We start from the raw sequence: 26,002 nt of genomic DNA on the forward strand, positions 1-26,002 counted from the left end.
ATGCAACCTGACCGACGCTTTACCTGGCAACTTCAGCAACCTGACCACCTGTGATGGTGGAGGTAAGCGGGATCGAACCGCTGACCTCTTGCATGCCATGCAAGCGCTCTCCCAGCTGAGCTATACCCCCGTCAGGATTTGCACCCTTTCGAGTTGCCCGGCTGCTTTGTTGTTTCAAACAAAGCGTCGTTCAAGCGAGACTGAGAGTATATACCGAAAAATTTTCCGACATCAAGGTCTGTTGAAAAACTTCCGGTTGTCGATGTCGCGCGACAGCGTCAGCGCGGTGCCCTGCCCCGCCGCTGCCGACACGACACACTGGCTCAGGCGCGGGCCAGGCGCGCCAGCACGTCTTCGCGCTCGAACAGCGCCAGCACAGCGTCCACCGACGGCGTTTGCGAGCGACCGCACACCAGTAAGCGCACGGGAATGGCCAGTTGTGGCATCTTCAGGCCAGCTTCCTTCAAGGTGTCCTTGATGGCTTGGCTGATGGCCTCCTTCTCCCAGGACACGCTCTCCAGACGCTTGGCCAGCGCCTGCACAGCCGGGCGGGTCACGTCGGTCAGTTGGGCTGCCAGCTCTTCTGCCGGGGCGTGGAGGTGCTGCACGTACATCGTCAGCCACTCCATCAGCTCCACCGTGGTGGCACAACGGTCCTTGAACAGCGCGCACAGAGCGGTCAGCTTGTCGCCTGTTTGCAACGCTGCTGGCAAGGTCACGCCATGGCGGGCGAACTGCTCTCGCACCAGGCCGGCCAGCATCGCGTCATCGGCGGTTTTCATGTGCTGCTGGGCGACCCAGCGCAGCTTCGCTTCGTCAAACTGACCGGCGCTCTTGCCCAGGTGGTCCAGGTTGAACCACTCGACCAGTTGCTGACGCGAGAAGATCTCGTCGTCACCGTGGCTCCAGCCCAGGCGAGCCAGATAGTTCACGATGGCGTCGGAAAGGTAACCTTCGTCGCGGTACTGCGTGACGGCCTTGGCACCATGACGCTTGCTCATCTTCTCGCCCTGCTCGTTGAGCACAGTGGGCAAGTGGGCGTACACCGGGGGCTCCTGGCCCAGGGCGCGCAGGATGTTGATCTGGCGCGGGGTGTTGTTGACGTGGTCGTCGCCACGGATGACGTGGGTGATGCCCATGTCCATGTCATCCACCACGACGCAGAAGTTGTAGGTGGGCGTGCCGTCCGGGCGCGCGATCACGAGGTCATCCAACTCGTCGTTGCTGATCTCGATGCGGCCCTTGACCTTGTCGTCCCACACGACGGAGCCGCCCTGCGGGTTCTTGAAGCGCAGCACGGGCTTGACGCCTTCGGGCACGGGCGGTAAGGTCTTGCCGGGCTCAGGCCGCCAGGTACCGTCATAACGCGGCTTTTCCTTGTTGGCCATCTGGCGCTCACGCAGGGCATCGAGCTCGGCGGTGCTCATGTAGCAGGGATAGACCAGGCCCTGATCCAGCATCTGCTGCAGGACCTCTTTGTAACGGTCCATGCGCTGCATCTGGTAGTACGGGCCCTCGTCGTGGTTCAGGCCCAGCCACTGCATGCCTTCGAGGATGACGTCCACGGCCTCCTGCGACGAACGCTCGACGTCGGTGTCTTCGATGCGCAGGATGAACACGCCGTTGTTGGCGCGCGCAAAAGCCCAGGGATACAGGGCTGAGCGGATATTGCCCAGGTGGATGAAGCCCGTGGGAGAGGGGGCGAAGCGGGTGCGAACTTGGCTCATACGTTCAAGGTGTCCAGACCACGGGCCAGGTCAGCCGTCAGGTCGTCAATGTGTTCGAGGCCCACGGCCACGCGGATCATGCCTTGCGTGATGCCAGCAGCCAGACGCTGGGCTTCACTCAAGCGACCATGCGAGGTGCTGGCTGGGTGGGTGATGAGGGTCTTGGTGTCGCCCAGGTTCGAGGTGATCGAGCACAGGCGGGTTTGGTCGATGGCGTGGAAAGCGGACTGGCGCAGACGCAGCGAGGCTTCGTCCAGACCCGCGGGGCCGGTGACGGTGACAGGCCCGGTCGCAGACTTGGTGGTGAAGGACACCACCGCCCCGCCGCTGCCGTTTTGCTGCGCCATCGCAAGCGCGTGCTGCGGATGGCTGGGCAGGCCCGGGTAGTACACCTTGTCCACGCCCGGCTGCTGCTCCAGCCACTGGGCCAGCTTCAGCGCGTTGGCACTTTGTGCTGCCATGCGGATGGACAGGGTTTCAAGACCCTTGAGCACCACCCAGGCGTTGAACGGTGACAGCGACATGCCGGCACCGCGCAGCGTGTTCATCAGCGGGCCATTGATGATGGCATCCGGACCACAGACGGCGCCAGCCAGCACGCGGCCTTGCCCGTCCAGGTACTTCGTCCCCGAGTGCACGATCAGGTCGGCCCCCAGTTTGACGGGTTGCTGCAGAGCGGGCGTGCAAAAGCAGTTGTCCACGGCCAGCAAGGCGCCTGCCGCATGGGCAATGTCAGCCAGCGCACGGATGTCGCACACTTCAGTGAGCGGGTTGCTCGGGGTCTCAGCGAACAGCAGCTTGGTGTTGGGCTGCATGGCGTCACGCCACTGCTGCACATCGGTCTGAGACACGAAAGTGGCCTGCACACCGAACTTGCCGAACTGGTTCTGCAGCAGCGAAATGGTCGAGCCAAACACGCTTTGCGAACACACCACATGGTCGCCCGACTTGAGCAGCCCCATCAGCAGCAACAGGATCGCGCTCATGCCGCTGGCGGTGGCAATCGCCGCCTCAGTGCCTTCCAGCGCCGCCAGGCGACGCTCGAACATCATCGTCGTCGGGTTGGTGAAGCGCGAGTAGACGAAGGCTTCTTCCTCGTTGGCAAAGCGGGCCGCCGCGGTGGCGGCATCAGGATGGTTGAAGCTGCTGGTCAGGAACAGCGCTTCGGAGTTTTCCCCCCACTGTGTGGCGGGCAGCCCCTCGCGCACGGCCAGCGTTTCGATGCGCGCATCGACGGGCAGGTCCTTGCGAGGAAGGGTTTTCTTGTCAGGCGAGGTCATCTGCAGGCTCCGCTCGCTTCACTCGTCCTGGTGGTTTTGCAAGGCCAGGCGCGAGTTGCTCGCATCGTCTTCGCCCTTTTGGGTCAGGCGTTGAGACTGGATCGCCGCAAAGTCCTCGGCACTCACATCACCGGTGATGTAGACGCCATCAAAGCACGAGGCTTCAAAACCCTTGATCGCCGGATTGAGCTTGCCGACCACTTTCTTCATGGCATCCACATCCTGGTAGATCAGGGCGTCACAGCCGATGATTTGACGGATGTCTTCCAGCGTGCGGCCGTGGGCCACCAGCTCGGTCTTGGTCGGCATGTCGATGCCATAGACGTTGGGGAAGCGCACGGGCGGCGCAGCCGAGGCCAGGTAGACCTTGTTGGCGCCGGCTTCACGGGCCATCTGCACAATTTCCTTGGACGTGGTGCCGCGCACGATGGAGTCATCGACCAGCAACACGTTGCGGCCCTTGAACTCCATGCCGATCGCATTCAGCTTCTGGCGAACAGACTTCTTGCGCACACCCTGGCCCGGCATGATGAAAGTGCGGCCCACGTAGCGATTCTTGACGAAACCTTCACGATAGGGCTTGCCCAGCTTCTGCGCGAGCTGCATGGCCGACGGACGGCTGGACTCGGGGATGGGGATGACCACGTCGATTTCGTTGGGCGGCATCGTCGAGATGACGCGCTGGGCCAAGGTCTCCCCCATCTCCAGGCGTGCCTGGTAGACCGACACACCATCGATGACCGAGTCCGGGCGAGCCAGGTACACGTATTCGAACATGCAGGGATTGAGCGTCGTGTGCTCGGCGCACTGTTCCGCGTGGACCACGCCGTCGAGGTCCACGAACAGGGCCTCTCCCGGCTGCACATCGCGCACAAAGCGGTGGCTCGTGCCTTCCAGGGCCACCGATTCGCTGGCCACCATCACTTCACGGCCTTCAGGCAGGTCCGCCTCGCCGTAGCACATCGGACGGATGCCGTAGGGGTCGCGGAAGGCGACCAGGCCATAGCCGGCGATCAGGCAGATCACGGCGTACGAACCCTTGATGCGCTTGTGAACCGCACGCACGGCGGTGAACACCGCCGCAGGTGTCAGCGGCAACTCGCGACCGGCCAACTCCAACTCGTGAGCGAACACGTTGAGCAACACCTCGGTGTCGCTGTCGGTGTTGAGGTGGCGGCGGTCGATGTCAAACAACTCTTTGCGCAGCGCGTGGGCGTTGGTCAGGTTGCCGTTGTGCACCAGCACCAGACCGAAGGGCGCGTTCACATAGAAGGGCTGAGCCTCCTCCTCGTTGAAGGCATTGCCAGCGGTCGGATAACGCACCTGGCCCAGGCCCACCGTGCCCGGCAGCGCGCGCATGTTGCGGGTGCGGAAGACGTCCTTGACCATGCCGCGAGCCTTGTGCATGAAGAACTTGCGCCCATGCGCGTCCGGGCCGGCCGTCACGATGCCTGCTGCGTCCTGACCGCGGTGCTGCAAGAGCAACAACGCGTCATAAATCAGCTGATTGACGGGCGTCTTGGAAATCACACCAACGATGCCGCACATGGTTCACCTCTTCCGAAAAAACAAAGCTCAAGTCGTATCAAGATTGCGCGGGCAGGAACTCGACCACCTGCTCGGGCAAGACGGGGCGAAGCCCCTCCAACAAAATTTCCAACCAGTCCACGCCCGTAGAGGCCATCCAAGGCTCCCACTGGGCCAGGGGCGTCGCACGCACAATGGTCACAATCACCAAGGCCACCAGTACCCCGCGCATCAGACCAAACACCGCCCCAAACAATCGATCCGCCCCGCTCAGGCCGGACTCCTTGATCACCTGCGTCACAGCCCAGGTCAGCACAGCCCACCCCAACCACGACGCCACGAACACCACCACCATGCCGGCCGCCGCATTCATCGACGTCCCTGCCCCACCCACTGGCACCCAGACACCCGCCTGAGGACCGAACCACTGAGCCATGAAATAGGCCACAGCCCACCCCAACAGCGCCATCACTTCCTTGATGAGGCCCCGCCAAAGCCCCACCACCGTGGAAAGCCCCAGGCCGATCATCAACATCCAATCGATCAGCGACCACTCGCCCGACGTCACCGCGCTCACGCTGTCCATGTTGACTCTGACTTCAACGCGCTCACAGCGTCAACACAGCGCCGCTGAGACCGGCCTTGCGCAGACTTGACAACACTTTCTCGGCTTCAGCACGGTTGGCATACGGCCCCATGCGCACACGGATGCGCGTGCCTTGTGGCGTCTTGACTTCTTGCGTGTAGGTCTTGATGCCCAGGCGCTCCACCTTCATGCGCGCTTCGTGCGCCGTGATGCCATCCGAAAAGGCGCCAAACTGCACGACAAAACGTGTGCCGTCCGGATCTGCAGGTTTGGTGGGCTTGGGCTCAACCTTGGGTTCGGCCTTCGGTTCAGACTTGGCCTCGGACTTGGGTTGCGCCTTCGGTTCCGGCTTGGCCTCGACCTTGGGTCTGGACTCGGGTTTGGGCTCGGGCCTGACCTCCGGCTTCACAGGGGTTTTGGGCTCCGTAGCGGACGCCGCGGTGGCTCGCGCCGGGGGCGTGGTGATGAGCACCTCCTCGCCCTCCACTTGCTCGCCGACCTGCTCCTGGGGCGCCGCGGCCTCACTTCCCGACGAGCTCGCCTCGGCCGGCACCTGAATCAGGGCGACCTTGCTGCCCGGCTCTGCGTGCTTCACGTCCGCCACCTCGGCGAGATCGCCCCCTCTGACCATCTGCACATCGGGCGACATCGGGCGTGGCTGCGTTTCGAACAACCAGGGGAATCCGATGATGCCCGCGCCCACCAGCACCACCATGCCGATAAGGCGCCGACGTGCCCGAACACGGGCCGCTTCGACATCGGATGCAGACAAGGGAGGCTGCTCCGCCTCAGACGGTGCCGAGGTGGCCTTGCCGCGCAAGCGCTGGAGGAAGGAAGGCAAAGGCATGCTGAAGGTTCGGACGGGCAAATGAACAAGAACGCAGACTTAATCGGCTTTAGCCTGCAGATGCGGCGCGTTGAGCTTGGGCAAGCCCTCGTGCAGCACCCCTCCCACGGTGTAGAAGGAGCCAAAAACCACAATTCTATCCGTCGGGTCTGCCGCCGCCAGGGCGGCCGTCAGCGCCGCCATCGGATCGGCATGTGTCGTCACCGTGGCCTTGGGTGCCGTGAGCAGCGGACGAGCCTGCACATCGGCCTCAATCGCTTGCTGTAGTTGGACGGCCTTGGCAGCCCGATCGGTCGGCAAGTCACAGCAGTACCAGGCATCCACCAGCGGGCGCAAACGCGTCACCATGCCGGTGAGGTCTTTGTCGGCCATCGCCCCCCACACCACATGGGTGCGCGGGAAGAAACCCATCTGATCCAGATTGGCTGCGAGTGTGGCCGCTGCATGCGGGTTGTGCGCCACATCCAGGATCAAGGTCGGCTGTCCAGGGATGATCTGGAAGCGCCCCGGCAGCTCCACTGTGGCCAACCCCGTGCGGACCGCCTGCGCCGAGACCGGCAAGCGGTGGCGGAGGGCCTCCAGTGCCGCCAGGACGCCTGAGGCGTTGAGCAACTGATTCGCACCCCGCAGGGCAGGATAGGCCATGCTGTTGAAGCGCTTGCCGCGCCCGCCCCATGACCACTGCTGGCGATCGCCCGCGTAGTTGTGATCCCGGCCAAACAGCCACAGGTCGGCACCCAGTTGCTGGGCATGGTCGATGACACTTTGCGGGGGCTGCGGATCCGAGACCACCACCGGACGACCAGCGCGCATGATGCCGGCCTTCTCCCGGCCAATGGTCTCGCGGTCTGGCCCCAGGTAGTCCATGTGGTCCAGGTCGATGCTGGTGATGATGGCGCAGTCGGCATCGATCACGTTGACCGCATCCAAGCGCCCACCCAGCCCGACTTCCAGGATGACCGCATCCAACTCGCTCGATGCCAGCAAACGCAAGATGGCCAGTGTCGTGAACTCAAAATAAGTCAGCGAGGTCTCGCCTCTTGCTGCCTCGATGGCGGCGAAATGCGGCACCAGATCGTCGGCTTTGACCAGCTCACCCAAGATGCGGCAACGCTCCTCAAAGTGCACCAGGTGCGGCGAGCCATACACCCCCACCCTGAAGCCCGCCTTGAGCAGAATGCCCTCGAGCATGGCGCAGGTCGACCCCTTGCCATTGGTCCCCGCCACGGTGAAGACCACTGGCGCTGCACGATCTTCGCTCTCCGCACCCACTGGCGTACCCAGCACCACGCCGGTACGACGCCAGACCTCGGACACGCGATCCAGGGTCAGATCAATGCCCACAGGATGCAGGCGCTCACAATGGGCCAACCATTCATCCAGTGTGCGAGGAGCGGACGAAACATCAGGCAGGGTTGCGGTCATGGGAAATTTGGCCAATGCGGCTCATTCGGAAACAAAACGGGCTGCCTTCACCGCAGCCCGCCTGTCAGACCCGTGCGCCAGAACGACGCGTGCGGGCCGGGGAACATCAACACATCCAACTCATGCCGAGACGGCGTCGGCAGGCAAGCGCTGCAACATCGCCAACTGGCGAGCGATGTTCGTACGCAACTCACGGCGATCGACGATCATGTCGACAGCACCCTTCTGCATCAGGAACTCTGCACGCTGGAAGCCTTCTGGCAGCTTTTCGCGCACGGTGTTCTCGATGACGCGCGGACCGGCAAAACCGATCAGCGCCTTGGGCTCGGCGATCACGATGTCCCCCACGAACGCGAACGAAGCCGACACACCGCCCATCGTCGGATCGGTCAGCACGCTGATGTAGGGCAGTTTGGCCTTGGCCAGGCGGGTCAGGGCCGCATTGGTCTTGGCCATCTGCATCAGGCTCAACAGACCTTCCTGCATGCGGGCACCGCCGGTGGCCGTGAAGGACACGAACGGCACCTTCTGGTCCACGGCTGCTTCGACACCACGCACAAAGCGCTCGCCGACCACCGACCCCATCGAACCGCCCATGAAGTCGAACTCGAAGCACGCAGCGATCAGGGGAATGCTCTGCACCGAGCCACCCATCACGATCAGTGCGTCGGTTTCGCCGGTGGCTTCCATCCCCTGCTTCAGGCGCTCGGGATACTTGCGGCTGTCCTTGAATTTCAAGGCATCAATGGGCAGGACTTCCTGACCCAGTTCATAGCGGCCTTCGGCGTCCAGGAAGGCATCCAGACGCGCACGGGCGCCAATGCGATGATGGTGACCGCACTTGGGGCACACGTTCACATTGGCTTCCAGGTCGTTCTTGTACAGAACGGTCTCGCAAGATGGGCACTTGATCCACAAGCCTTCCGGCACCGAGCGTCGCTCGGACGGGTCGGTCGGGTTGATCTTGGGGGGCAACAGTTTCTCAAGCCAGCTCATGCTCAGGCTCCTTTCAGGGAATCGAGGGCCGCACGGATCTCGGCGATGAAATCGCGCCCGGCAGCCACCACGGTCTCGGGCGTCTGCGCTTCCAGCAACTGGACGATGCGCGAGCCGATCACCACGGCGTCAGACACAGCGGCCACCGCCTTGGCGGTCTCTGCATCACGGATACCAAAACCCACGCCCACCGGCACATTCACATGCGCCTTGATGCGGGGCACCATGTCGGCCACGGCCGCGGTGTCCAGGTGCCCGGCACCTGTCACGCCCTTGAGCGACACGTAATACACATAGCCAGCCGCAATGCGGCCTACGGCGGCCATGCGCTCGTCGGATGAGGTCGGGGCCAGCAGGAAGATGGGGGCGAGATCGGCCGCCTTCATCTGGGCTGCGAAGGTCTCGCATTCTTCGGGCGGGTAATCGACCACCAGCACGCCATCCACCCCGGATGCCTTCGCATCGCGCACGAAGCTGCCCGCACCATGGTGCTGGTCGTACGCTTCGATTGGATTGGCGTAGCCCATCAACACCACCGGTGTGGAAGCGTTCTGAGCGCGGAAGGCCTTCACATCGGCCAACACGCGGGTCAGCGAAATGCCTTTGACCAAGGCCCGCTCGGCTGCACGCTGGATCACTGGGCCATCGGCCATCGGGTCAGAGAAAGGCACACCCAACTCAATCACGTCGGCACCGGCCTCGGCCATCGCCAGCATCAAGTCAACGGTCTTCTCAGGGAAGGGATCGCCACAGGTGATGAAGGGAATCAGTGCCTTGCGGCCTTGTGCTTTCAGGGCAGCAAAAGTCTGGTCCAGACGGGTCACGGTGCTCATGCCTGACCTCCCTTGACGGACTGGCCACGGCACGAGGGGCGGCAGAAGAACTCGGCCCCCGTCAAATCGGCTACGGTGCCGATGTCCTTGTCGCCACGACCGGACAGGTTCACCAAAATGTGTTGATCCGGGCGCATCGTGGGCGCCAGTTTCATGGCATGAGCCACAGCATGGCTCGACTCCAACGCGGGGATGATGCCTTCGGTCCGACACAGACGGTGGAAGGCCTCGAGCGCCTCCTTGTCGGTGATGCCCACGTACTCGGCGCGACCGATGTCCTTCAGGTAGGCATGCTCCGGGCCGACGCCAGGGTAGTCGAGACCTGCAGACACCGAGTGCGTTTCGGTGATCTGGCCGTTTTCATCTTGCAGCAGGTAGGTGCGGTTGCCGTGCAGCACGCCGGGTACACCCAGTTGCAGCGACATGGAGTGCTTGCCGCTGGCCGCCCCCTCCCCCGCAGCTTCCACACCGATCAGGCGGACCTGTTCGTGCGGGATGTAGGGATAGAAAATGCCCATGGCATTGCTGCCACCGCCCACGCAGGCAACCACCGCGTCAGGCTGGCGACCAATCGCCACCGGCATCTGCTGCAGACATTCTTCGCCGATGACGGCCTGGAAGTCACGCACCATGGCGGGGTACGGATGCGGGCCTGCCACCGTGCCAATGATGTAGAACGTGTTCTCGACGTTGGTCACCCAGTCGCGCATCGCTTCGTTGAGCGCATCCTTGAGCGTCTTGCTGCCGGACTCCACCGGCACGACCTTGGCGCCCAGCAGGTGCATGCGGTACACATTGGGCGACTGGCGCTTGACGTCTTCCGCGCCCATGTAAACCACGCACTCCATGCCATAGCGAGCGCAGATGGTGGCCGTGGCCACGCCGTGCTGACCCGCACCGGTTTCGGCGATCACACGGGGTTTGCCCATGCGCTTGGCCAGCAAGGCCTGGCCGATGGTGTTGTTGATCTTGTGTGCGCCCGTATGGTTGAGATCTTCGCGCTTGAAATGGATCTGTGCACCACCCAACTCGCGGCTCAGGCGGTCGGCGTGATAGATCGGGCTGGGACGCCCCACGAAGTTGGCCAGCTCACGGCGAAACTCAGCCTTGAAAGCTTCGTCATGGCGGTAGTGTTCGTAGACCTCATTGAGCTCTTTGAGCGCATAGATCAGTGTCTCGGACACAAAGGTGCCGCCATAAGGGCCAAAGTGGCCTCGGGCGTCGGGCTGTTGATAATTCAGCATGTCACTCTCAAAGAACTCAGCGTGCGGATTCGGCGCATGACCGATCGGCCTCACGCACGACCTGACAGAACTCGCGCATCAGCCCGGCGTCTTTGAGGCCCTTACCGACCTCCACGCCTGAACTGACATCCACGGCCCACGGCCGCACCGCTCTCACCCCATCCGCGACATTACCCGGGTGCAAACCACCCGAGAGAATCATGGGCCGAGAGAGCTGACGCGGCAGCAAAGACCAATCAAATACCTGGCCACCCCCACCATAGCCCTCGACATGGGCGTCAACCAGCATGGCCTGGGCAGAGGCAAACGAAGAGGTGAAGTCTAACAAATCGAAACCCGGCGCCATCCGGGCTGCCCGCACATAGGGGCGCCCCACCGACTCGCAATCGGCGGGGGACTCGTCACCGTGAAACTGCAGCAAAGCGTTGGGTACTGCTTGAAGGGCTGAATGAACCTGCACGAACGAGGCATTCACCAGCAGCAACACGGGCGTGACGAAAGGGGGCAAACGACGTGCCAGAACGCCCGCACGCGCGGCGTCCACATAACGTGGACTCTTGTCGTACAGCACGAAACCGACAGCGTCAGCGCCAGCTTCGACGGCGGCATCCACATCGGCTTCACGGGTCAAGCCGCAGATTTTTATGCGCGTGCGGTGTGCAGGAGAGGGAAACATCCAGAAAGCATGGGCCTGTCACGGCCCGCCGGCTTCGAAGTCTGGATTGTCGCAAAAAAGCGTTCTGCCGCCCAGCCCTTGTCCGCAAAACCGGCGATCAGATGGGCAACCAGTCCATCCCCGGCACATGCTCCGGCAAGTTCCACTCTGAATCGTAATGCGGCCCCATGAAGTACAGGCCATCGGCAGAGAACGTCGGCGCCGCCGCCTTGCGGTCGCGGGCATCGCGCACGACCCTCACCCAGTCAGGTTGCTGCACGCCCGTACCGACCATGATCAAGCACCCCATGATGTTGCGAATCATGTGATGCAGGAAGGCCTGCCCTTCGAAATCAAAACGCCAGTACGCCGAATCTCTTCCCGCCACCGCGCAGCGCCGAATCTGGATGTCTCGCAGATGCTTGACCGGCGTCGGCGATTGACACATGGATGAGCGGAATGAGCTGAAGTCATGCTCGCCGAGCAGGTGGGCCGCAGCCGCCTGCATCGCTGCCAGATCAAGAGGCCGAAACACCCATCCGACTCGACCCGCCTCGAGCGCGGGACGCACCGGCGCCTCCAGCACGATGTAGGTGTAACGACGCCCACGGGCGCTGTTGCGAGCGTGGAAACGTGGGTTGACCTCCACCGCCCACTGAACCGACACGTCGGGGGGCAAGAAGGTATTCGTCCCGCGCACCCAAGAAAAAGGCTCTCGAGACAAATCCGTGTCGAGGTGCACCACCTGGTTGATGCCATGCACCCCCGCATCGGTTCGCCCGGCGCACACCACTTTGATGGGACGCACAGCAAACTGAGCCAGGGCAGACTCCAGCGCATCTTGCACGGTGCCGCCACTGGGCTGGCTTTGCCAACCTTTGTAAGAAGAGCCCAGGTAAGAAACGCCAAGGGCGACCCGGCGGGTCGCCCCTGTCAGCTCAGGGCTGTCAGCGGCAGGTGGCGCACCGGCGCCCCCTGCCGAGCTCGCATCAGACATCTCGCATCAACCCAGACTGTCCAGCATGGTTTGGGCGCGGCTGCGCAGACTGCCGTCTTGCGCGTTGTCCACAACCTCTTGCAGCAACTCGCGGGCACCGTCCACGTCACCAATCTGACGGAACTCCTGCGCCAGATCGAACTTGCGAGCCATCGGGTCACTGCTCAGCGGTGCATCCGACTGAGGTTGATCGTCCAACTCATCGCCATTGACCACGGCCGATGTGGCGGGTGCGGGCGAGTCCAGATCCAGGGAAATGTCCCCCAAATCGAAGGGCATGCTGCCAGACGGCGTGGGCTCCGCCGCAACAGGCGCCGCGACCGACTCGGCTGCGGGCACCTGGGGCAGGTCATCCATCGACAGATCAAAGTCGATGTCACCCTTGGCCGCCGATGCTGCCGCCGGCGCGATCTCGCCGCTGGGCAAGGCGTCCAGATCAGGCAATTCCAAATCTGCCAGATGGTCACCGTTCTGTACCTGAGGCGATACAGAGTCCGATACGCCATCTTGCTGAGACGAACGTCCATTGGCGTCCAGATCGAGGTCGATCATCGCATCGGTCGGCGCAGGCTCGGTGTCTGCCACGCCGGGCGCCACCGAGTGCGGTACGGTGCTGGCACCCAGGAAATCAGGCGCTGCAGCCTCACCCGCCGTCACATTGCCTGGCTGACCACCAGGCTGGTACAACGGATTTTCCGGATCGATGCTCAGACCCAACTCCTGAGCCTTGAGCCAATCTTCGCCTGCGCCATTCGTCAAGGTGAACAACTGGGTGGCCAGAGACTCGAAACCCTTGGTGTCGCGACGCTTGGCGTAAACCTCCAACAACTTCAGGCGCACAGCCAGACGATCCGGCGTGCTGCGCAGCGCCTCTTTGAGGATCTCCTCGGCCTGCAAATCGCGGCCATAAGCCAGATACACATCCGCCTCGGCCACCGGATCGACATCACCGATGGCATCCAGCTGGCTCAGCGAATAACTCATGGACGACGGGCCGGCCGTGGCATCACGGGTATCGACGCGCTGACCGCCGCTGGCACCAAAGAAAGAATCTGGTTGCAAGCGGCTTTCCAGGAAGGAGGTCTCACCGGTGTCGGCGCGACGGCGCGAGCGCAGGAACATGGCCGCACCGGCCAGCAAGGCCAAGCCTGCCCCGCCTGCCGCCAACCACATCGGGTTGAGCGACGCCAGGAACCCGGGCTCCTCTTGCGTGACCACAGGCGGCACTGGTGCCGACGCCGGCACTTGCGAGGCCACGGCCACAGGCGCTTCAACCGCCGAGGCAACTTCGGCCTCCGAAGCGGCCTGAGAAGCAGCACTGGCGGCTGCATCGATGGTGCTCGCAGCCAGATCCACGGCACTGGCTGCCGACGCCACAGCCGGGGTCGGTGCTGCCTGAGAGGGCACCACCGCCGGCAAGGCCGGCACCACCGGCTTGCTGGCTGCGGCCACGGCTGCCGCCTGCTCCTTGAGCTTGCGCAACTCGTCCAGGTTCTTGGACAACTCCGCCACACGGGTGCTGCTGTCCTGGGTCGCACGCGCCTTGGCAAGGCGATCTTCGGCCGCAGATGCCGCCGAACTCACTGAACCCTTGCTCAGCGTCAACTTGTCGGGCGTCGGGGCCGCCGCCTGCTTGCGGTCCTGCACTTCAGCCCGGACCTTGCCTGTGGCTTGTCGTTGGGCCTGCGTGGTCGACTCCACCCCCACTGCGCCAGCCAGACGCTGGCGATAGGTCGCAAAGTCGGCGCTTTGGGCCAAGATGAACTGACGCGCCTCGGCCGGGGTCACCGACTTGAGTTGCTCGTTCGTGGGAAGCGTGAGGACTGCACCAGAGCGCAGTCGGTTCATGTTCTCACCCTGGAAGGCACCAGGATTTTGTCGGTACAGCCCCACCAGCATCTGATCCAAGGAAACACCGTTGGGAAGATTCCGGGTGGCAATGCTGGACAGGGTGTCGCCGCGACGGACCGCGACGGTCTCCTTGTCAGCGGACTTGGCAACTGGTGCTGGGCGCGGGGCAGCCTTGGGCATCACTGGCTCTGCCTGAGGGGCTGCGGCAGGGCGCGACGGGCGCAAAGCCGGTGACGAAGCCACGGACGTGGAGACAGGCGGCACGCTCACCACGGGTGCGGCGGGCTGGGCCACGGTGCGCGTGGTGGGCGGATCGAACAACAGCGTGTACTCGCGAACCAGACGCCCCGCAGACCATCCGAGGTCGAGAATCACGTCAACAAAGGGTTCTTGAACCGGACGATCGCTGGCGATGCGCAGATAAGGCCGACCATCGGCCCGACGTTGAATCGTGATGCTGGCACCAGACAACACAGCGTTGTAATCCACACCGGCCGCCCGATAGGTTTCGGGCGATGCCACACGCACTTGCAAGGTGGCGCTTTCTTCGGGATTGATGCTGGTGATGTCAATCTCTGCGCGCAGCGCCTCACCAAGTGCCGACTTCACGCTCAGCTTGCCTAGGCCAAGGGCCGATGCAGACAGAGGCAAGGCAGACAGAACGGCCACAGCGGCTGCCACAGCAACCCGGTTCAGGGCGAAACGCCCAACGGACAACGAATGATCTTTCAAGGCGTCTCCCAACTCGTCACGCGGCGGCCAGTTGACCTCGGGTGCATCCGGATCTGAACAAGATCCCAGGAAACACCAACACCTGCGGACTGTACGCAGCGAAAACACAATAGCAGCATGCACATATCGTGACAAGCTCATGCAAATACTGATCGCGCCGTATCACCCTGCTTTACCCAGATAAGCGCGTTCATTCACCGATCCAAATTGTCGCCGGGCCACAACAGGGTTTTCTACCCGCCTTGTGACCAAACGTTTCAAAACCAGCGAATTACCCAATGAAAACGGGGCCCGAAGGCCCCGTGGTGATCTGATTGCAACAAGCGATCAGCGGTCAAGCAAAATGCGCAGCATGCGGCGCAGCGGCTCGGCTGCCCCCCACAGCAGTTGGTCGCCAATCGTGAAGGCGCCCACATATTCCGGGCCCATGGCGAGCTTGCGGATGCGACCCACGGGAATATTGAGCGTGCCGGTGACCGCCACGGGCGTCAGATCCTTGATGGTGGCCTCGCGGGTATTGGGCACCACCTTGGCCCAAGGATTGTCGGCGGCGATCATCGCCTCGATGTCCTCAACCGACACGTCCTTCTTGAGCTTGAAGGTCAAGGCCTGGCTGTGGCAGCGCATGGCGCCGATGCGCACGCAGAAGCCATCGACCGGCACGGCGGGCGAGCCGAAGCCTTCGCCCTGCCCCAAGATCTTGTTGGTCTCGGCCATGCCCTTCCACTCTTCCTTGGACTGACCATTGCCCAGATCCTTGTCGATCCAGGGGATCAGCGAGCCGCCCAGCGGGACGCCAAAGTTGGCCGTCTCGGCCGCGGTCAGGGCGCGCTGCTTGGCGATGATCTTGCGATCGATCTCCAGGATGGCGCTCTTGGGGTCGTCGAGCAGAGCCTTGACCTCGGCGTTGAGCGTGCCGAACTGGGTCAACAGTTCACGCATGTGCTGCGCGCCGCCACCCGAAGCCGCCTGGTAGGTCTGGGTGGACATCCACTCGACCAGGCCCGCCTTGTACAGGGCTCCCACGCCGATCAGCATGCACGACACCGTGCAGTTGCCGCCGATCCAGTCCTTGCCGCCGTTGGCCAGCGAGTTCTTGATCACGGGCATGTTGACCGGGTCCAGCACGATGACGGCGTTGTCCTTCATGCGCAGCGTGGAGGCGGCATCGATCCAGTGACCGTTCCAGCCGGACTCGCGCAGCTTGCCGTACACCTCGGTGGTGTAGTCACCACCTTGCGCGGTGACGATGATGTCACAGCGCTTGAGTTCGTTGATGTCGTAGGCGTCCTTGAGCGTCTTCTCGTTCTTGGCCATTGCCGGGGCAGCGCCACCCGCGTTGGACGTGGAGAAGAACAAAGGTTCGAAGTGATCGAAGTCACGTTCGGCTTCCATGCGGTCCATCAGGACCGAGCCGACCATGCCGCGCCAGCCCACCAAACCAACCAGAGTCGTAGCCATGTTTCTATCCTCTTATTACTGAATCTGTGACGAACGGGCGCGCGGCTCAGCCTTGTGCCTTGAGGGCAGCCACCACGGCCTCGCCCATCTCGACCGTGCCGACCTTCTGCGTGCCTTCGCTGAAGATGTCGGGAGTGCGCAAACCTTGCTCCAGCACGCTCTGCACGGCGCGCTCGATGCGGCTGGCTGCCTCTTCCTGGTTCAGGCTGAAGCGCAGCATCATGGCGGCGCTCAGGATGGTGGCCAGGGGGTTGGCCACGCCCTTGCCGGCGATGTCGGGGGCCGAACCGTGGCTGGGCTCGTACAGGCCCTGGCCCTTGGCGTTCAGAGAAGCCGACGGCAGCATGCCGATGGAGCCCGTCAGCATGGCTGCCGCATCGGACAGGATGTCACCAAACATGTTGCCGGTAAAGAGCACGTCGAACTTCTTGGGGGCTTTGACCAGCTGCATCGCGGCGTTGTCCACATACATGTGGTCCAACTCAATGTCGGGATACTGGGCGTGCACCTCGGTGACCACATCCTTCCAGAACTGGAAGGTTTCGAGCACGTTGGCCTTGTCCACGCTGGTGACACGCTTGCTGCGCTTGCGAGCCGCCTGGAAGGCCACGTGCGCGATGCGCTCGATTTCCGGGCGCGAGTAGCGCATGGTGTCAAAAGCCTCGTCGGCACCCTTGAACTCGCCGTCCGGAGACTGGCGGCGGCCGCGAGGCTGACCGAAGTAGATGTCGCCGGTCAGTTCGCGGATGATGAGGATGTCCAAGCCAGCCACCAGCTCGGGCTTGAGGCTGGAAGCGTGGGTCAGCTGCGGATAGCAGATGGCCGGACGGAAGTTGGCGAACAGGCCCATGTTCTTGCGCAGGCCCAGGATGGCCTGCTCAGGACGCAGATGGCGTTCGAGCTTGTCGTATTTCCAATCCCCCACCGAGCCGAACAGCACGGCGTCGGATTCCATGGCCAGTTTCAGGGTGTGCTCGGGCAGCGGATGGCCGTGGGCGTCGAAGGCGGCGCCACCGACCTTGGCCTCGTCCAGCTGGAAAGGCAGGTCCAGAACCTTGAGCACCTTCACCGCCTCGGTGACGATCTCGGGACCGATGCCGTCACCCGGCAGAACTGCAATCTTCATGACCATGTTGGGAATCTCAGCGGGGGAAAAGAAATTAGACGATGCGGTTGTTCAGCCAGGGCTTCTGCGCCAGACGCTCGGCCTCGAACGCCTTGATCTTGTCGGCGTGACGCAAGGTCAGGCCGATGTCATCAAAACCGTTCAGCAAGCAGTACTTGCGGAAAGGCTGCACTTCGAAGGGCAACTCGGTGCCATCGGGCTTGACGACAACCTGGCGCTCCAGATCGATGGTCAGTTCGTAGCCAGGGAAAGCGGCCACTTCGTTGAACAACTGGTCAACCTGCTGCTCACTCAGCACGATGGGCAGCAAACCGTTTTTGAAGCTGTTGTTGAAGAAGATGTCAGCGAAGCTGGGGGCGATGATGGCGCGGAAGCCATACTGGTCGAGCGCCCAGGGGGCGTGCTCGCGGCTCGAACCACAACCGAAGTTCTTGCGCGCCAGCAGCACCGAAGCGCCTTGGTAGCGCGCCTGATTCAGCACGAAGTCAGGGTTGGGTTTGCGGGTGGCCGGGTCCTGGCCGGGCTCGCCGGCGTCCAGATAGCGCCATTCATCGAACAGGTTGGGGCCAAAGCCCGTGCGCTTGATCGACTTGAGGAACTGCTTGGGGATGATGGCGTCGGTGTCGACGTTTTCCCGGTCCATCGGGGCCACGAGCCCCTTGTGAATGCGGAATGCTTGCATGGTGTGTGCTTACTTGGCTGCGCCAGAGATGGCCGAACCGGCCTTTTCGATGTCCTGACCCAGGCCGTGCACGGTGTTGCAGGCCGACAGGCCCAACACGGACAAAGCCACCAGTGCGGAAACAATCAGACGTGTCATGTGCGGACTCTCTTGTGACTCAGACGGTTGACAGGGATCAGGCGATGCGGCGAACGTCGACGAAGTGACCGTTCATCGCGGCGGCAGCGGCCATCGCGGGGCTGACCAGATGGGTACGACCACCGGCACCTTGACGGCCTTCGAAGTTGCGGTTGCTGGTGGAGGCGCAACGCTCACCCGGCTCCAGGCGGTCGGCGTTCATGGCCAGACACATGGAACAACCCGGCTCGCGCCACTCGAAACCAGCCGCCTTGAAGATCTGGTCCAGACCTTCGCGCTCGGCCTGCTCCTTCACCAAACCCGAGCCCGGCACGACCATGGCCAGGCGGACGTTCGACGCAATGCGACCACCGATCTTCTTGACCACGGCCGCAGCCTCGCGCATGTCTTCGATGCGGCTGTTGGTGCAAGAACCGATGAAGACCTTGTCGATGTGGATGTCACTGATGGCCTTGTTGGGCTCCAGCGCCATGTATTGCAGTGCGCGCTCCATGGCCGAACGCTTGACGGGATCTTTTTCCTTGTCAGGATCGGGCACACGGTCTTCGATGGACAGCACCATCTCGGGCGAGGTACCCCAACTGACCTGTGGCTTGATCTGGGCAGCGTCCAACTCGACCACGGCATCGAACACGGCATCCGGATCGGAGTGCAGGGTGCGCCAGTAAGCGATGGCCTGCTCCAGTTCAACGCCCTTGGGGCTGAACGGACGGTTCTGCACGTAGTTGATGGTGGTGTCGTCCACCGCCACCAAGCCGGCGCGCGCACCGGCCTCAATCGCCATGTTGCAGACGGTCATGCGGCCTTCCATGCTCAATGCACGGATGGCGCTGCCAGCGAATTCGATGGTGTAACCGGTACCGCCGGCGGTCCCGATCTTGCCGATGATGGCCAGCACGATGTCCTTGCCCGAACAGCCCTTGGGCAAGGTGCCCTCGACCTTGATCAGCATGTTCTTGGCCTTCTTGGCCAACAAGGTCTGGGTGGCGAGCACGTGCTCGACCTCCGAGGTGCCGATGCCATGTGCCAGCGCGCCGAAAGCGCCGTGGGTAGAGGTATGGCTGTCGCCGCACACCACGGTCATGCCGGGCAGCGTGGCGCCCTGCTCCGGGCCGATCACGTGCACGATGCCCTGGCGCTTGTCACCCATCTTGAACTGGGTGATGCCGACGCGGTCACAGTTTTGGTCGAGCGTGTCCACCTGCAGCTTGGAGATCGGGTCCTTGATGCCCTCGCTGCGGTCGGTGGTGGGCACGTTGTGGTCGCTCACCGCCAGGTTGGCCGACAGGCGCCACACTTTGCGGCCCGCCATCTCCAGACCTTCAAACGCCTGCGGGCTGGTGACTTCGTGCACCAGATGGCGGTCGATGTAGAGGGTGGCGGTGCCATCTTCTTCGGTGTGGACGACGTGTTCGTCCCAGATCTTGTCGTAGAGGGTGCGTCCCATGGTGCTTCTTGCGCAAAGGGCTGGTCGGCCCTGGGGTGGGGAAAGATGACGATTTTAAGGCAGGACGTGCGGAATTACCCCATGGAAGCGGCGCGCTTTCATGGCCTGACTTGGAATCATGGAAACAGAAATGAAAAAACCCCGGCCAAGCCGGGGTTTCGGGCGTCCGTCAACCGGCGCAAACCGGTTGCGCAGATCAACGCTGAGCCAGAGGCTTGACGTCGCGCTTCTCGGCGCCGACGAACAGCTGACGGGGACGGCCGATCTTGTACTCGGGGTCGCCGATCATTTCGTTCAGTTGAGCGATCCAGCCCACGGTACGTGCCAGGGCGAAGATGGCGGTAAACAGCTGCACGGGGATGCCGATGGCGCGCTGGACGATGCCAGAGTAGAAGTCGACGTTCGGGTACAGCTTGCGCGACACGAAGTAGTCGTCTTCCAGAGCGATCTTTTCCAGGGCCATGGCCAGCTTGAACAGCGGGTCGTTTTGCAGGCCCAGCTCGTTCAGCACTTCGTGGCAGGTTTCACGCATCAGCTTGGCGCGCGGGTCGTAGTTCTTGTACACGCGGTGACCGAAGCCCATCAGCTTGGTGCCGGAGTTCTTGTCCTTGACCTCGGCGATGAACTCGCCGATCTTCTCGACGCCACCCTTGCGCTGGATTTCTTCCAGCATGTTGAGGGCAGCTTCGTTGGCGCCACCGTGAGCAGGGCCCCACAGGCAGGCCACGCCAGCGGCGATGGCCGCGAACGGGTTGGTGCCCGACGAACCGCACAGACGCACGGTGGAGGTAGAGGCGTTTTGCTCGTGGTCAGCGTGCAAGATGAAGATGCGGTCCATGGCGCGAACCAGTACTTCGTTGACCTTGTAGTCTTCGCACGGGGTGGCGAACATCATGCGCATGAAGTTCTCGGTATACGAGAGGTCGTTGCGCGGGTAGATGTAAGGCTGGCCGACCGAGTACTTGTAAGCCATGGCCACCAGGGTGGGCATCTTGGCGATCAGGCGGATGGCCGCGATCTGACGGTGCTCGGGGTTATTGATGTCGGTGCTGTCGTGGTAGAAAGCCGACAGGGCCCCCACCAGACCGGTCATGACGGCCATCGGGTGAGCATCGCGACGGAAACCACGCAGGAAGAACTGCATTTGCTCGTTCACCATGGTGTGCTGAGACACCGTGTTGGAGAACTCGGTCTTTTGCTGAGCGTCGGGCAGTTCGCCATTCAGCAGCAGATAGCAGGTTTCCAGGAAGTCGCAGTTGGTGGCCAACTGCTCGATGGGGTAACCGCGATACAGCAGTTCGCCCTTGTCACCGTCGATGTAGGTGATCTTGGAGTTGCACGACGCGGTGGACAGGAAGCCAGGGTCGTAGGTGAACTTGCCGGTTTGGCCGTACAGCTTGCGGATGTCAATCACATCCGGGCCGACAGAACCCTTGTAGATGGGCAGTTCCATACTGGGGCTGCCGTCGGAGAACGACAGGGTGGCTTTCACGTCGGACGGGGTCATGAGCACTCCTAAGGGATCGGTCTTGTGTGGAAAGAGGTCTTGGACTGGGAATTCCCGAGCCCGGATTATCGGCCCTTACCGGGTCCCGCACACCTGTTTTGGTGGTCGAAACCCGGGTTGGATTACGCCTTGGCAACTCGCATCATGGACAGCACCTGCAAGACTTCCGGCTTCACCAGATCACCTTCAGGCTCCTTGCGGGCCAACAGGAGATCCAGCAAATCATTGTCAGACAGGTCCATCAACTCAAGCAAGCCCTGTACCAAGGGCGTGGTCAGGTTCTCGCCATATCGCTCGAAGAACTTGTCAATGAACAAGTCGTTTTCGAGCAAGCCCCGACGGCAGCGCCAGCGCAGCCGACGCAGCACATCCGGGTCAGGCGTGAGATCGGCAGAGGCAGGAGCTTGGGTCATCGGGGCAGGCGAATCAACGCAGACGGTTCAGGAAAAGTCGGATCAGGAGATCAGACGGCGCGCTTGACCATCAATTCCTTGATCTTGCCAATGGCCTTCGTGGGGTTGAGGCCCTTCGGGCACACGTCCACGCAGTTCATGATGGTGTGGCAACGGAACAGACGGTACGGGTCTTCCAGGTTGTCCAGGCGCTGGGCCGTGGCTTGATCGCGGCTGTCAGCGATGAAGCGGTAGGCCTGCAGCAGACCGGCAGGACCCACGAACTTGTCAGGGTTCCACCAGAAGCTGGGGCAGCTGGTCGAGCAGCTGGCGCACAGGATGCACTCGTACAGACCGTCGAGCTCTTCGCGCTCTTCGGGCGACTGCAGGCGCTCTTTTTCGGGCGGCGGCGTGTCGTTGAGCAGGTAGGGCTTGATGGAGTCGTACTGCTTGAAGAACTGGGTCATGTCCACGTACAGATCGCGGATCACAGGCAGACCGGGCAGCGGCTTGAGCACGATGGTTTGCGGCAGCGTGCGCATGTTGGTCAGGCAGGCCAGACCGTTCTTGCCGTTGATGTTCATCGCGTCGGAGCCACACACGCCTTCACGGCAGGAGCGACGGAACGAGATGGTGGGGTCCACCTTCTTGAGCTTGACCAGGGCGTCCAGCAGCATGCGCTCGTTGCCGTCGAGTTCGATCTCGATGGTCTGCATGTAGGGCTTGGCGTCCTTGTCTGGATCGTAGCGGTAGATCTGGAAAATGCGCTTTTGGCTCATGATGAATTCCTAATGTCGAGTCGCTGACGATCAGAACGTGCGCGCCTTCGGAGGAACGGATTCCGCCGTCAGAGGCTGCAGGTTGACCGGCTTGTAGTCCAGGCGGTTGCCTTCGGAGTACCACAGCGAGTGGCGCATCCAGTTGGCATCGTCACGATCGGGGAAGTCGTTGTGGGCGTGGGCGCCACGGCTTTCCTGACGGGCAGCAGCGGCCACCATGGTGGCTTGTGCGGCTTCGATCAGGTTTTCGACTTCCAGAGCTTCGACACGGGCGGTGTTGAAGACCTTGGAGTTGTCCTTCAGGCCGATGCCACCAACGCGCTCACGCACGGCTGCGATCTTCTTGACGCCTTCGTCCATCATGGCCTGGGTGCGGAACACGCCAGCGTGGGCCTGCATGGTCGAGCGGATCTCGTTGGCCACGTCTTGCGAGTACTCGCCGTTCTTGGCCGAGTCCAGGCGTGCCAGACGTGCCAGGGTCTTGTCGGCAGCGTCCTTGGGCAGAGGCTTGTGGCTCTTGGTCTTGAGGTTGAAGTCGACGATGTGGTTGCCCGCAGCACGACCGAACACGACCAGGTCGAGCAGAGAGTTGGTGCCCAGACGGTTGGCCCCGTGCACCGACACGCAAGAGCACTCACCCACGGCATACAGACCGTTGATGATGTCGTTGTGCTTGCCGTTGGCCGGGATCACGACCTGACCGTGGACGTTCGTCGGGATGCCACCCATCTGGTAGTGGATGGTCGGCACCACAGGAATGGCTTCCTTGGTAATGTCGACGTTGGCGAAGTTGTGGCCGATTTCTTCCACCGAAGGCAGGCGCTTGCGGATGGTGTCGGCACCCAAGTGGGTCATGTCCAGCAGGATGTAGTCCTTGTTAGGACCACAGCCACGGCCTTCCTTGATTTCCTGGTCCATCGAACGGGACACGAAGTCACGCGGTGCCAGGTCCTTCAGGGTCGGCGCGTAGCGCTCCATGAAGCGCTCGCCCTTGCTATTGCGCAGGATCGCGCCTTCGCCACGGCAGCCTTCGGTCAGCAGCACGCCCGCGCCGGCCACGCCGGTGGGGTGGAACTGCCAGAATTCCATGTCTTCCAGAGGGATGCCAGCGCGTGCGGCCATGCCCAGGCCGTCACCGGTGTTGATGAAGGCATTGGTGGAAGCCTGGTAGATGCGGCCGGCACCACCAGTGGCCAGCAGCACGGTCTTGGCTTGCAACACGTGCACTTCACCGGTTTCCATTTCCAGTGCGGTCACGCCGACGGCGTCGCCTTCGGCATCACGGATGATGTCGAGAGCCATCCACTCCACGAAGAACTGGGTACGGGCCTTGACGTTTTGCTGGTACAGGGTGTGCAGCAGGGCGTGGCCGGTACGGTCAGCGGCGGCGCAAGCGCGTTGCACGGGCTTTTCGCCATAGTTGGCAGTGTGGCCGCCGAACGGACGCTGGTAGATGGTGCCGTCGGCATTGCGGTCGAACGGCATGCCGAAGTGTTCCAGCTCGTACACGACCTTCGGTGCTTCACGGCACATGAACTCGATGGCGTCCTGGTCGCCCAGCCAGTCGGAGCCCTTGATGGTGTCGTAGAAGTGATAGTGCCAGTTGTCTTCGGACATGTTGCCCAGCGAGGCACCGATACCGCCCTGAGCGGCCACCGTGTGCGAACGGGTGGGGAAGACCTTGGACAGCACGGCCACGTTCAGGCCAGCCAGGGACAGTTGCAGCGAGGCGCGCATACCGGAGCCGCCGGCCCCGACGATCACGACGTCAAACTTGCGGGTAGGAAGAGAAGAGGTAGCGGTCATTTTTTACAGTCTCCACAGCACTTGGATGGCCCAACCGGCGCAACCCACGAGCCAGACGATGGCGAACACATGCAGGCACAGGCGAATGCTGACGGGCTTGATGTAGTCCATGAAGAGGTCACGCATGCCGACCCAGACGTGGTAGAGCATGGCGACGATGACCACGAAGGTCAGGGTCTTCATCCACTGAGCCGAGAAGATGCCCGACCAGCTGTCGTAGCCCAGGGGGCCACCGAAGATGACCTGGGCCAGCAGCACGATGGTGAACAAGGCCATCAGCACGGCGGTGATGCGCTGCGCCAACCAGTCGCGCAGACCATAGTGCGCACCCGGGACGATGCGCTTGGTTCCGTAGTTTTGAGACATGTTGTGTTTTCCTGGCAACGTAGATCAGAACAGGCCGAACAGCTTGGCGCCCAGCACGACGGTCAAGCCCAGGCTGATGGCCAGGGTGGCGACGGCGGTGGACTTGCCCGCTTGCTTGGTGTACGAGTGCGACACTTCCATCAGGAGGTGACGGATGCCGGCGCAGAAGTGGTGCAAGTAAGCCCAGATCAGAGCCAGTGCGATGAGCTTGAAGAACCAGCCCGGAACGGCGCCGTCAGCGCACCCGACGGTGAACACCGAGGTGAAGGACTCGTACGAGATTTCCGACGTGACACTCGCGTCGAACATCCAGATGATGAAGGGCATCAAGAGGAACATCAGAGCGCCGCTGATCCGATGGAGGATCGAGACGATCCCTGCCAGGGGCAGACGGTATCTGACGATGTCCGTGATATGGATGTTCCGGTAGACGGGGCGTGGGGTTTTCGCGTTGTCAGCCATGTTGTTAGAGCTCCTGCCGAGCGTCAAAGATCTGTCAAGAAGGAAGGATTTTAGGGCAATCCCCAGCCCGACGGTTTCACGCTGTCATCTGCGAGCTTGAGACAAGCACACGACAAGACGCAAAAAGGGTGCACGAACTGCCTGTCAACTCAGCTCGTTTCGGTAGTAATGACGGTCGGTGCGGTACAGCCCGCGACGAAGCTCCACAGGCTGATCACCGTAGGTGTACGAGAGGCGTTCCACGCTCAGGAGCGGACTGCCAACTTCCACCTGCAGGACACTGGCCACGGACGCATCGGCCACCACCGCACGGATTTTCTCTTCGGCGCGGATCATGCGCACACCGAATTCGGATTCAAAAAGGCCATACATCGGGCCCTGATATTGACTCAGCCGCTCTGCCGTCAGGCCCTTGAAAAGATGGCCCGGCAGCCAGATGTCGTCCAGCACGACAGGCTGGCCAGCAAAGTGCAGCACACGACGCACTTCGACCACCATCTCGCCAGACTTGAGTTGCAGCGGACGAGCGACGTCGGCGGGCGCGCGCAGGCGACGGCAGTCGAGGAATTCGCGTCGGGAGGCGTCGGCGGCTTGCTCGGGCTGATCGGGGGCCAGGCGCAGAAAGCGGAACTGCACCTGCTCTTCGGCATGGGTGGCCACAAAGGTACCCTTGCCCTGCCGGCGCATCAGGAGGTTCTCAGCAGCGAGCTCATCAACCGCCTTGCGCACGGTGCCCTGGCTGACCTTGAAGCGGGCGGCCAGTTCCAGTTCGCTGGGGATGGCTTCACCTGGACGCCACTCGCCGGCCTGCAGGCTACGCAGTATCAGGGCCTTGATTTGCTGGTACAGCGGGCTGAAGGACGGGCCGGCTACACCTGCGCCCGCGCTCGCCGACGACACGGCGTCGGGCGTGGGGGAGAAGGGCGGAGGGGTCACCACAGCGTCAAGGTCTCGGTTGGCGATCGGGGTATGATCGTTGATTGGTGTCGGGCAGCATGGATGAACGCTGACCGGGCGCCATTGCACCACAACTGACAGCCAAAGTCCACAAGTACGTTAGAAGACATCTTATATAAGATATCAGACTATGGGCATTGCACGGCGATGTGTACACACCAGGCTGCGCGACGCTACAC

At 62.4% G+C, this 26,002-nt stretch carries 24 protein-coding genes and 1 tRNA gene; all 25 read right to left on the minus strand.

Going from position 1 to position 26,002, the window contains the following annotated elements; translation table 11 throughout:
- Positions 1 to 54: 54 nt before the first annotated feature.
- Positions 55 to 130, minus strand: a tRNA-Ala gene (locus tag WIT60_RS10370).
- 193 nt (positions 131 to 323) lie between these two features.
- Complete coding sequence (gene gltX, locus WIT60_RS10375; RefSeq protein WP_339583851.1) at positions 324 to 1,727, minus strand: glutamate--tRNA ligase; 1,404 nt, start codon at positions 1,725 to 1,727, stop codon at positions 324 to 326.
- On the minus strand, positions 1,724 to 3,007 hold the full coding sequence (locus tag WIT60_RS10380) for an O-succinylhomoserine sulfhydrylase (protein WP_339583852.1): 1,284 nt from the start codon (positions 3,005 to 3,007) through the stop codon (positions 1,724 to 1,726). Before WIT60_RS10380 ends, gltX begins: the two co-directional genes overlap by 4 nt.
- An 18-nt stretch (positions 3,008 to 3,025) precedes the next feature.
- Positions 3,026 to 4,555, minus strand: a complete 1,530-nt coding sequence (gene purF / locus WIT60_RS10385) for an amidophosphoribosyltransferase (protein ID WP_339583853.1) — start codon at positions 4,553 to 4,555, stop codon at positions 3,026 to 3,028.
- Positions 4,556 to 4,592: 37 nt separating this feature from the next.
- Positions 4,593 to 5,120, minus strand: a complete 528-nt coding sequence (locus WIT60_RS10390; RefSeq protein ID WP_339583854.1) for a CvpA family protein — start codon at positions 5,118 to 5,120, stop codon at positions 4,593 to 4,595.
- 22 nt (positions 5,121 to 5,142) lie between these two features.
- On the minus strand, positions 5,143 to 5,967 hold the full coding sequence (locus WIT60_RS10395) for an SPOR domain-containing protein (protein WP_339583855.1): 825 nt from the start codon (positions 5,965 to 5,967) through the stop codon (positions 5,143 to 5,145).
- Between the two features lie 39 nt (positions 5,968 to 6,006).
- Complete coding sequence (gene folC, locus WIT60_RS10400; protein ID WP_339583856.1) at positions 6,007 to 7,392, minus strand: bifunctional tetrahydrofolate synthase/dihydrofolate synthase; 1,386 nt, start codon at positions 7,390 to 7,392, stop codon at positions 6,007 to 6,009.
- A gap of 120 nt (positions 7,393 to 7,512) precedes the next feature.
- Positions 7,513 to 8,388 carry an acetyl-CoA carboxylase, carboxyltransferase subunit beta gene (accD, locus tag WIT60_RS10405; protein ID WP_339583857.1) on the minus strand — a complete coding sequence of 292 codons (876 nt, stop codon included), beginning with the start codon at positions 8,386 to 8,388 and terminating at the stop codon, positions 7,513 to 7,515.
- 2 nt (positions 8,389 to 8,390) lie between these two features.
- Positions 8,391 to 9,212, minus strand: a complete 822-nt coding sequence (gene trpA / locus WIT60_RS10410; protein WP_339583951.1) for a tryptophan synthase subunit alpha — start codon at positions 9,210 to 9,212, stop codon at positions 8,391 to 8,393.
- A 5-nt stretch (positions 9,213 to 9,217) separates the two neighbouring features.
- On the minus strand, positions 9,218 to 10,465 hold the full coding sequence (gene trpB / locus WIT60_RS10415) for a tryptophan synthase subunit beta (RefSeq protein WP_339583858.1): 1,248 nt from the start codon (positions 10,463 to 10,465) through the stop codon (positions 9,218 to 9,220).
- Positions 10,466 to 10,481: 16 nt separating this feature from the next.
- Positions 10,482 to 11,141 carry a phosphoribosylanthranilate isomerase gene (locus WIT60_RS10420; protein WP_339583859.1) on the minus strand — a complete coding sequence of 220 codons (660 nt, stop codon included), beginning with the start codon at positions 11,139 to 11,141 and terminating at the stop codon, positions 10,482 to 10,484.
- A 97-nt stretch (positions 11,142 to 11,238) separates the two neighbouring features.
- On the minus strand, positions 11,239 to 12,117 hold the full coding sequence (gene truA, locus WIT60_RS10425; RefSeq protein WP_339583860.1) for a tRNA pseudouridine(38-40) synthase TruA: 879 nt from the start codon (positions 12,115 to 12,117) through the stop codon (positions 11,239 to 11,241).
- Between the two features lie 6 nt (positions 12,118 to 12,123).
- The gene (locus WIT60_RS10430; RefSeq protein WP_339583861.1) at positions 12,124 to 14,700 is read right to left on the minus strand and encodes a motility hub landmark protein FimV; all 2,577 of its coding nucleotides are present in this window, start codon (positions 14,698 to 14,700) and stop codon (positions 12,124 to 12,126) included.
- Positions 14,701 to 15,027: 327 nt separating this feature from the next.
- The gene (gene asd, locus WIT60_RS10435) at positions 15,028 to 16,161 is read right to left on the minus strand and encodes an aspartate-semialdehyde dehydrogenase (RefSeq protein ID WP_339583862.1); all 1,134 of its coding nucleotides are present in this window, start codon (positions 16,159 to 16,161) and stop codon (positions 15,028 to 15,030) included.
- Between the two features lie 46 nt (positions 16,162 to 16,207).
- The gene (leuB, locus tag WIT60_RS10440) at positions 16,208 to 17,287 is read right to left on the minus strand and encodes a 3-isopropylmalate dehydrogenase (protein WP_339583952.1); all 1,080 of its coding nucleotides are present in this window, start codon (positions 17,285 to 17,287) and stop codon (positions 16,208 to 16,210) included.
- A gap of 34 nt (positions 17,288 to 17,321) precedes the next feature.
- The gene (gene leuD / locus WIT60_RS10445) at positions 17,322 to 17,969 is read right to left on the minus strand and encodes a 3-isopropylmalate dehydratase small subunit (protein WP_339583863.1); all 648 of its coding nucleotides are present in this window, start codon (positions 17,967 to 17,969) and stop codon (positions 17,322 to 17,324) included.
- A gap of 9 nt (positions 17,970 to 17,978) precedes the next feature.
- Positions 17,979 to 18,107 carry an entericidin A/B family lipoprotein gene (locus tag WIT60_RS10450; RefSeq protein ID WP_339583864.1) on the minus strand — a complete coding sequence of 43 codons (129 nt, stop codon included), beginning with the start codon at positions 18,105 to 18,107 and terminating at the stop codon, positions 17,979 to 17,981.
- 37 nt (positions 18,108 to 18,144) lie between these two features.
- Positions 18,145 to 19,554, minus strand: a complete 1,410-nt coding sequence (gene leuC, locus WIT60_RS10455; RefSeq protein WP_339583865.1) for a 3-isopropylmalate dehydratase large subunit — start codon at positions 19,552 to 19,554, stop codon at positions 18,145 to 18,147.
- Between the two features lie 196 nt (positions 19,555 to 19,750).
- Entirely contained in the window at positions 19,751 to 21,061 is a 1,311-nt protein-coding gene (gltA, locus tag WIT60_RS10460; RefSeq protein WP_339583866.1) for a citrate synthase, read from the minus strand.
- A gap of 122 nt (positions 21,062 to 21,183) precedes the next feature.
- A complete protein-coding gene (locus tag WIT60_RS10465) occupies positions 21,184 to 21,474 on the minus strand; it encodes a succinate dehydrogenase assembly factor 2 (RefSeq protein WP_339583867.1) in 291 nt (96 codons plus the stop codon).
- Between the two features lie 50 nt (positions 21,475 to 21,524).
- The gene (locus WIT60_RS10470; protein WP_339583868.1) at positions 21,525 to 22,232 is read right to left on the minus strand and encodes a succinate dehydrogenase iron-sulfur subunit; all 708 of its coding nucleotides are present in this window, start codon (positions 22,230 to 22,232) and stop codon (positions 21,525 to 21,527) included.
- Positions 22,233 to 22,262: 30 nt separating this feature from the next.
- Positions 22,263 to 24,038, minus strand: a complete 1,776-nt coding sequence (gene sdhA, locus WIT60_RS10475) for a succinate dehydrogenase flavoprotein subunit (RefSeq protein ID WP_339583869.1) — start codon at positions 24,036 to 24,038, stop codon at positions 22,263 to 22,265.
- Between the two features lie 3 nt (positions 24,039 to 24,041).
- Positions 24,042 to 24,404, minus strand: a complete 363-nt coding sequence (gene sdhD / locus WIT60_RS10480; protein WP_339583870.1) for a succinate dehydrogenase, hydrophobic membrane anchor protein — start codon at positions 24,402 to 24,404, stop codon at positions 24,042 to 24,044.
- A 24-nt stretch (positions 24,405 to 24,428) separates the two neighbouring features.
- Positions 24,429 to 24,866 (minus strand): succinate dehydrogenase, cytochrome b556 subunit, encoded by a 438-nt coding sequence (gene sdhC, locus WIT60_RS10485; RefSeq protein ID WP_339583871.1) that lies wholly within the window; start codon positions 24,864 to 24,866, stop codon positions 24,429 to 24,431.
- A 144-nt stretch (positions 24,867 to 25,010) separates the two neighbouring features.
- On the minus strand, positions 25,011 to 25,802 hold the full coding sequence (locus WIT60_RS10490) for a GntR family transcriptional regulator (RefSeq protein ID WP_445207685.1): 792 nt from the start codon (positions 25,800 to 25,802) through the stop codon (positions 25,011 to 25,013).
- Positions 25,803 to 26,002 lie beyond the last annotated feature (200 nt).

Source organism: Aquabacterium sp. G14 (assembly GCF_037482285.1).
Classification (GTDB): Bacteria; Pseudomonadota; Gammaproteobacteria; order Burkholderiales; family Burkholderiaceae_C; genus Aquabacterium.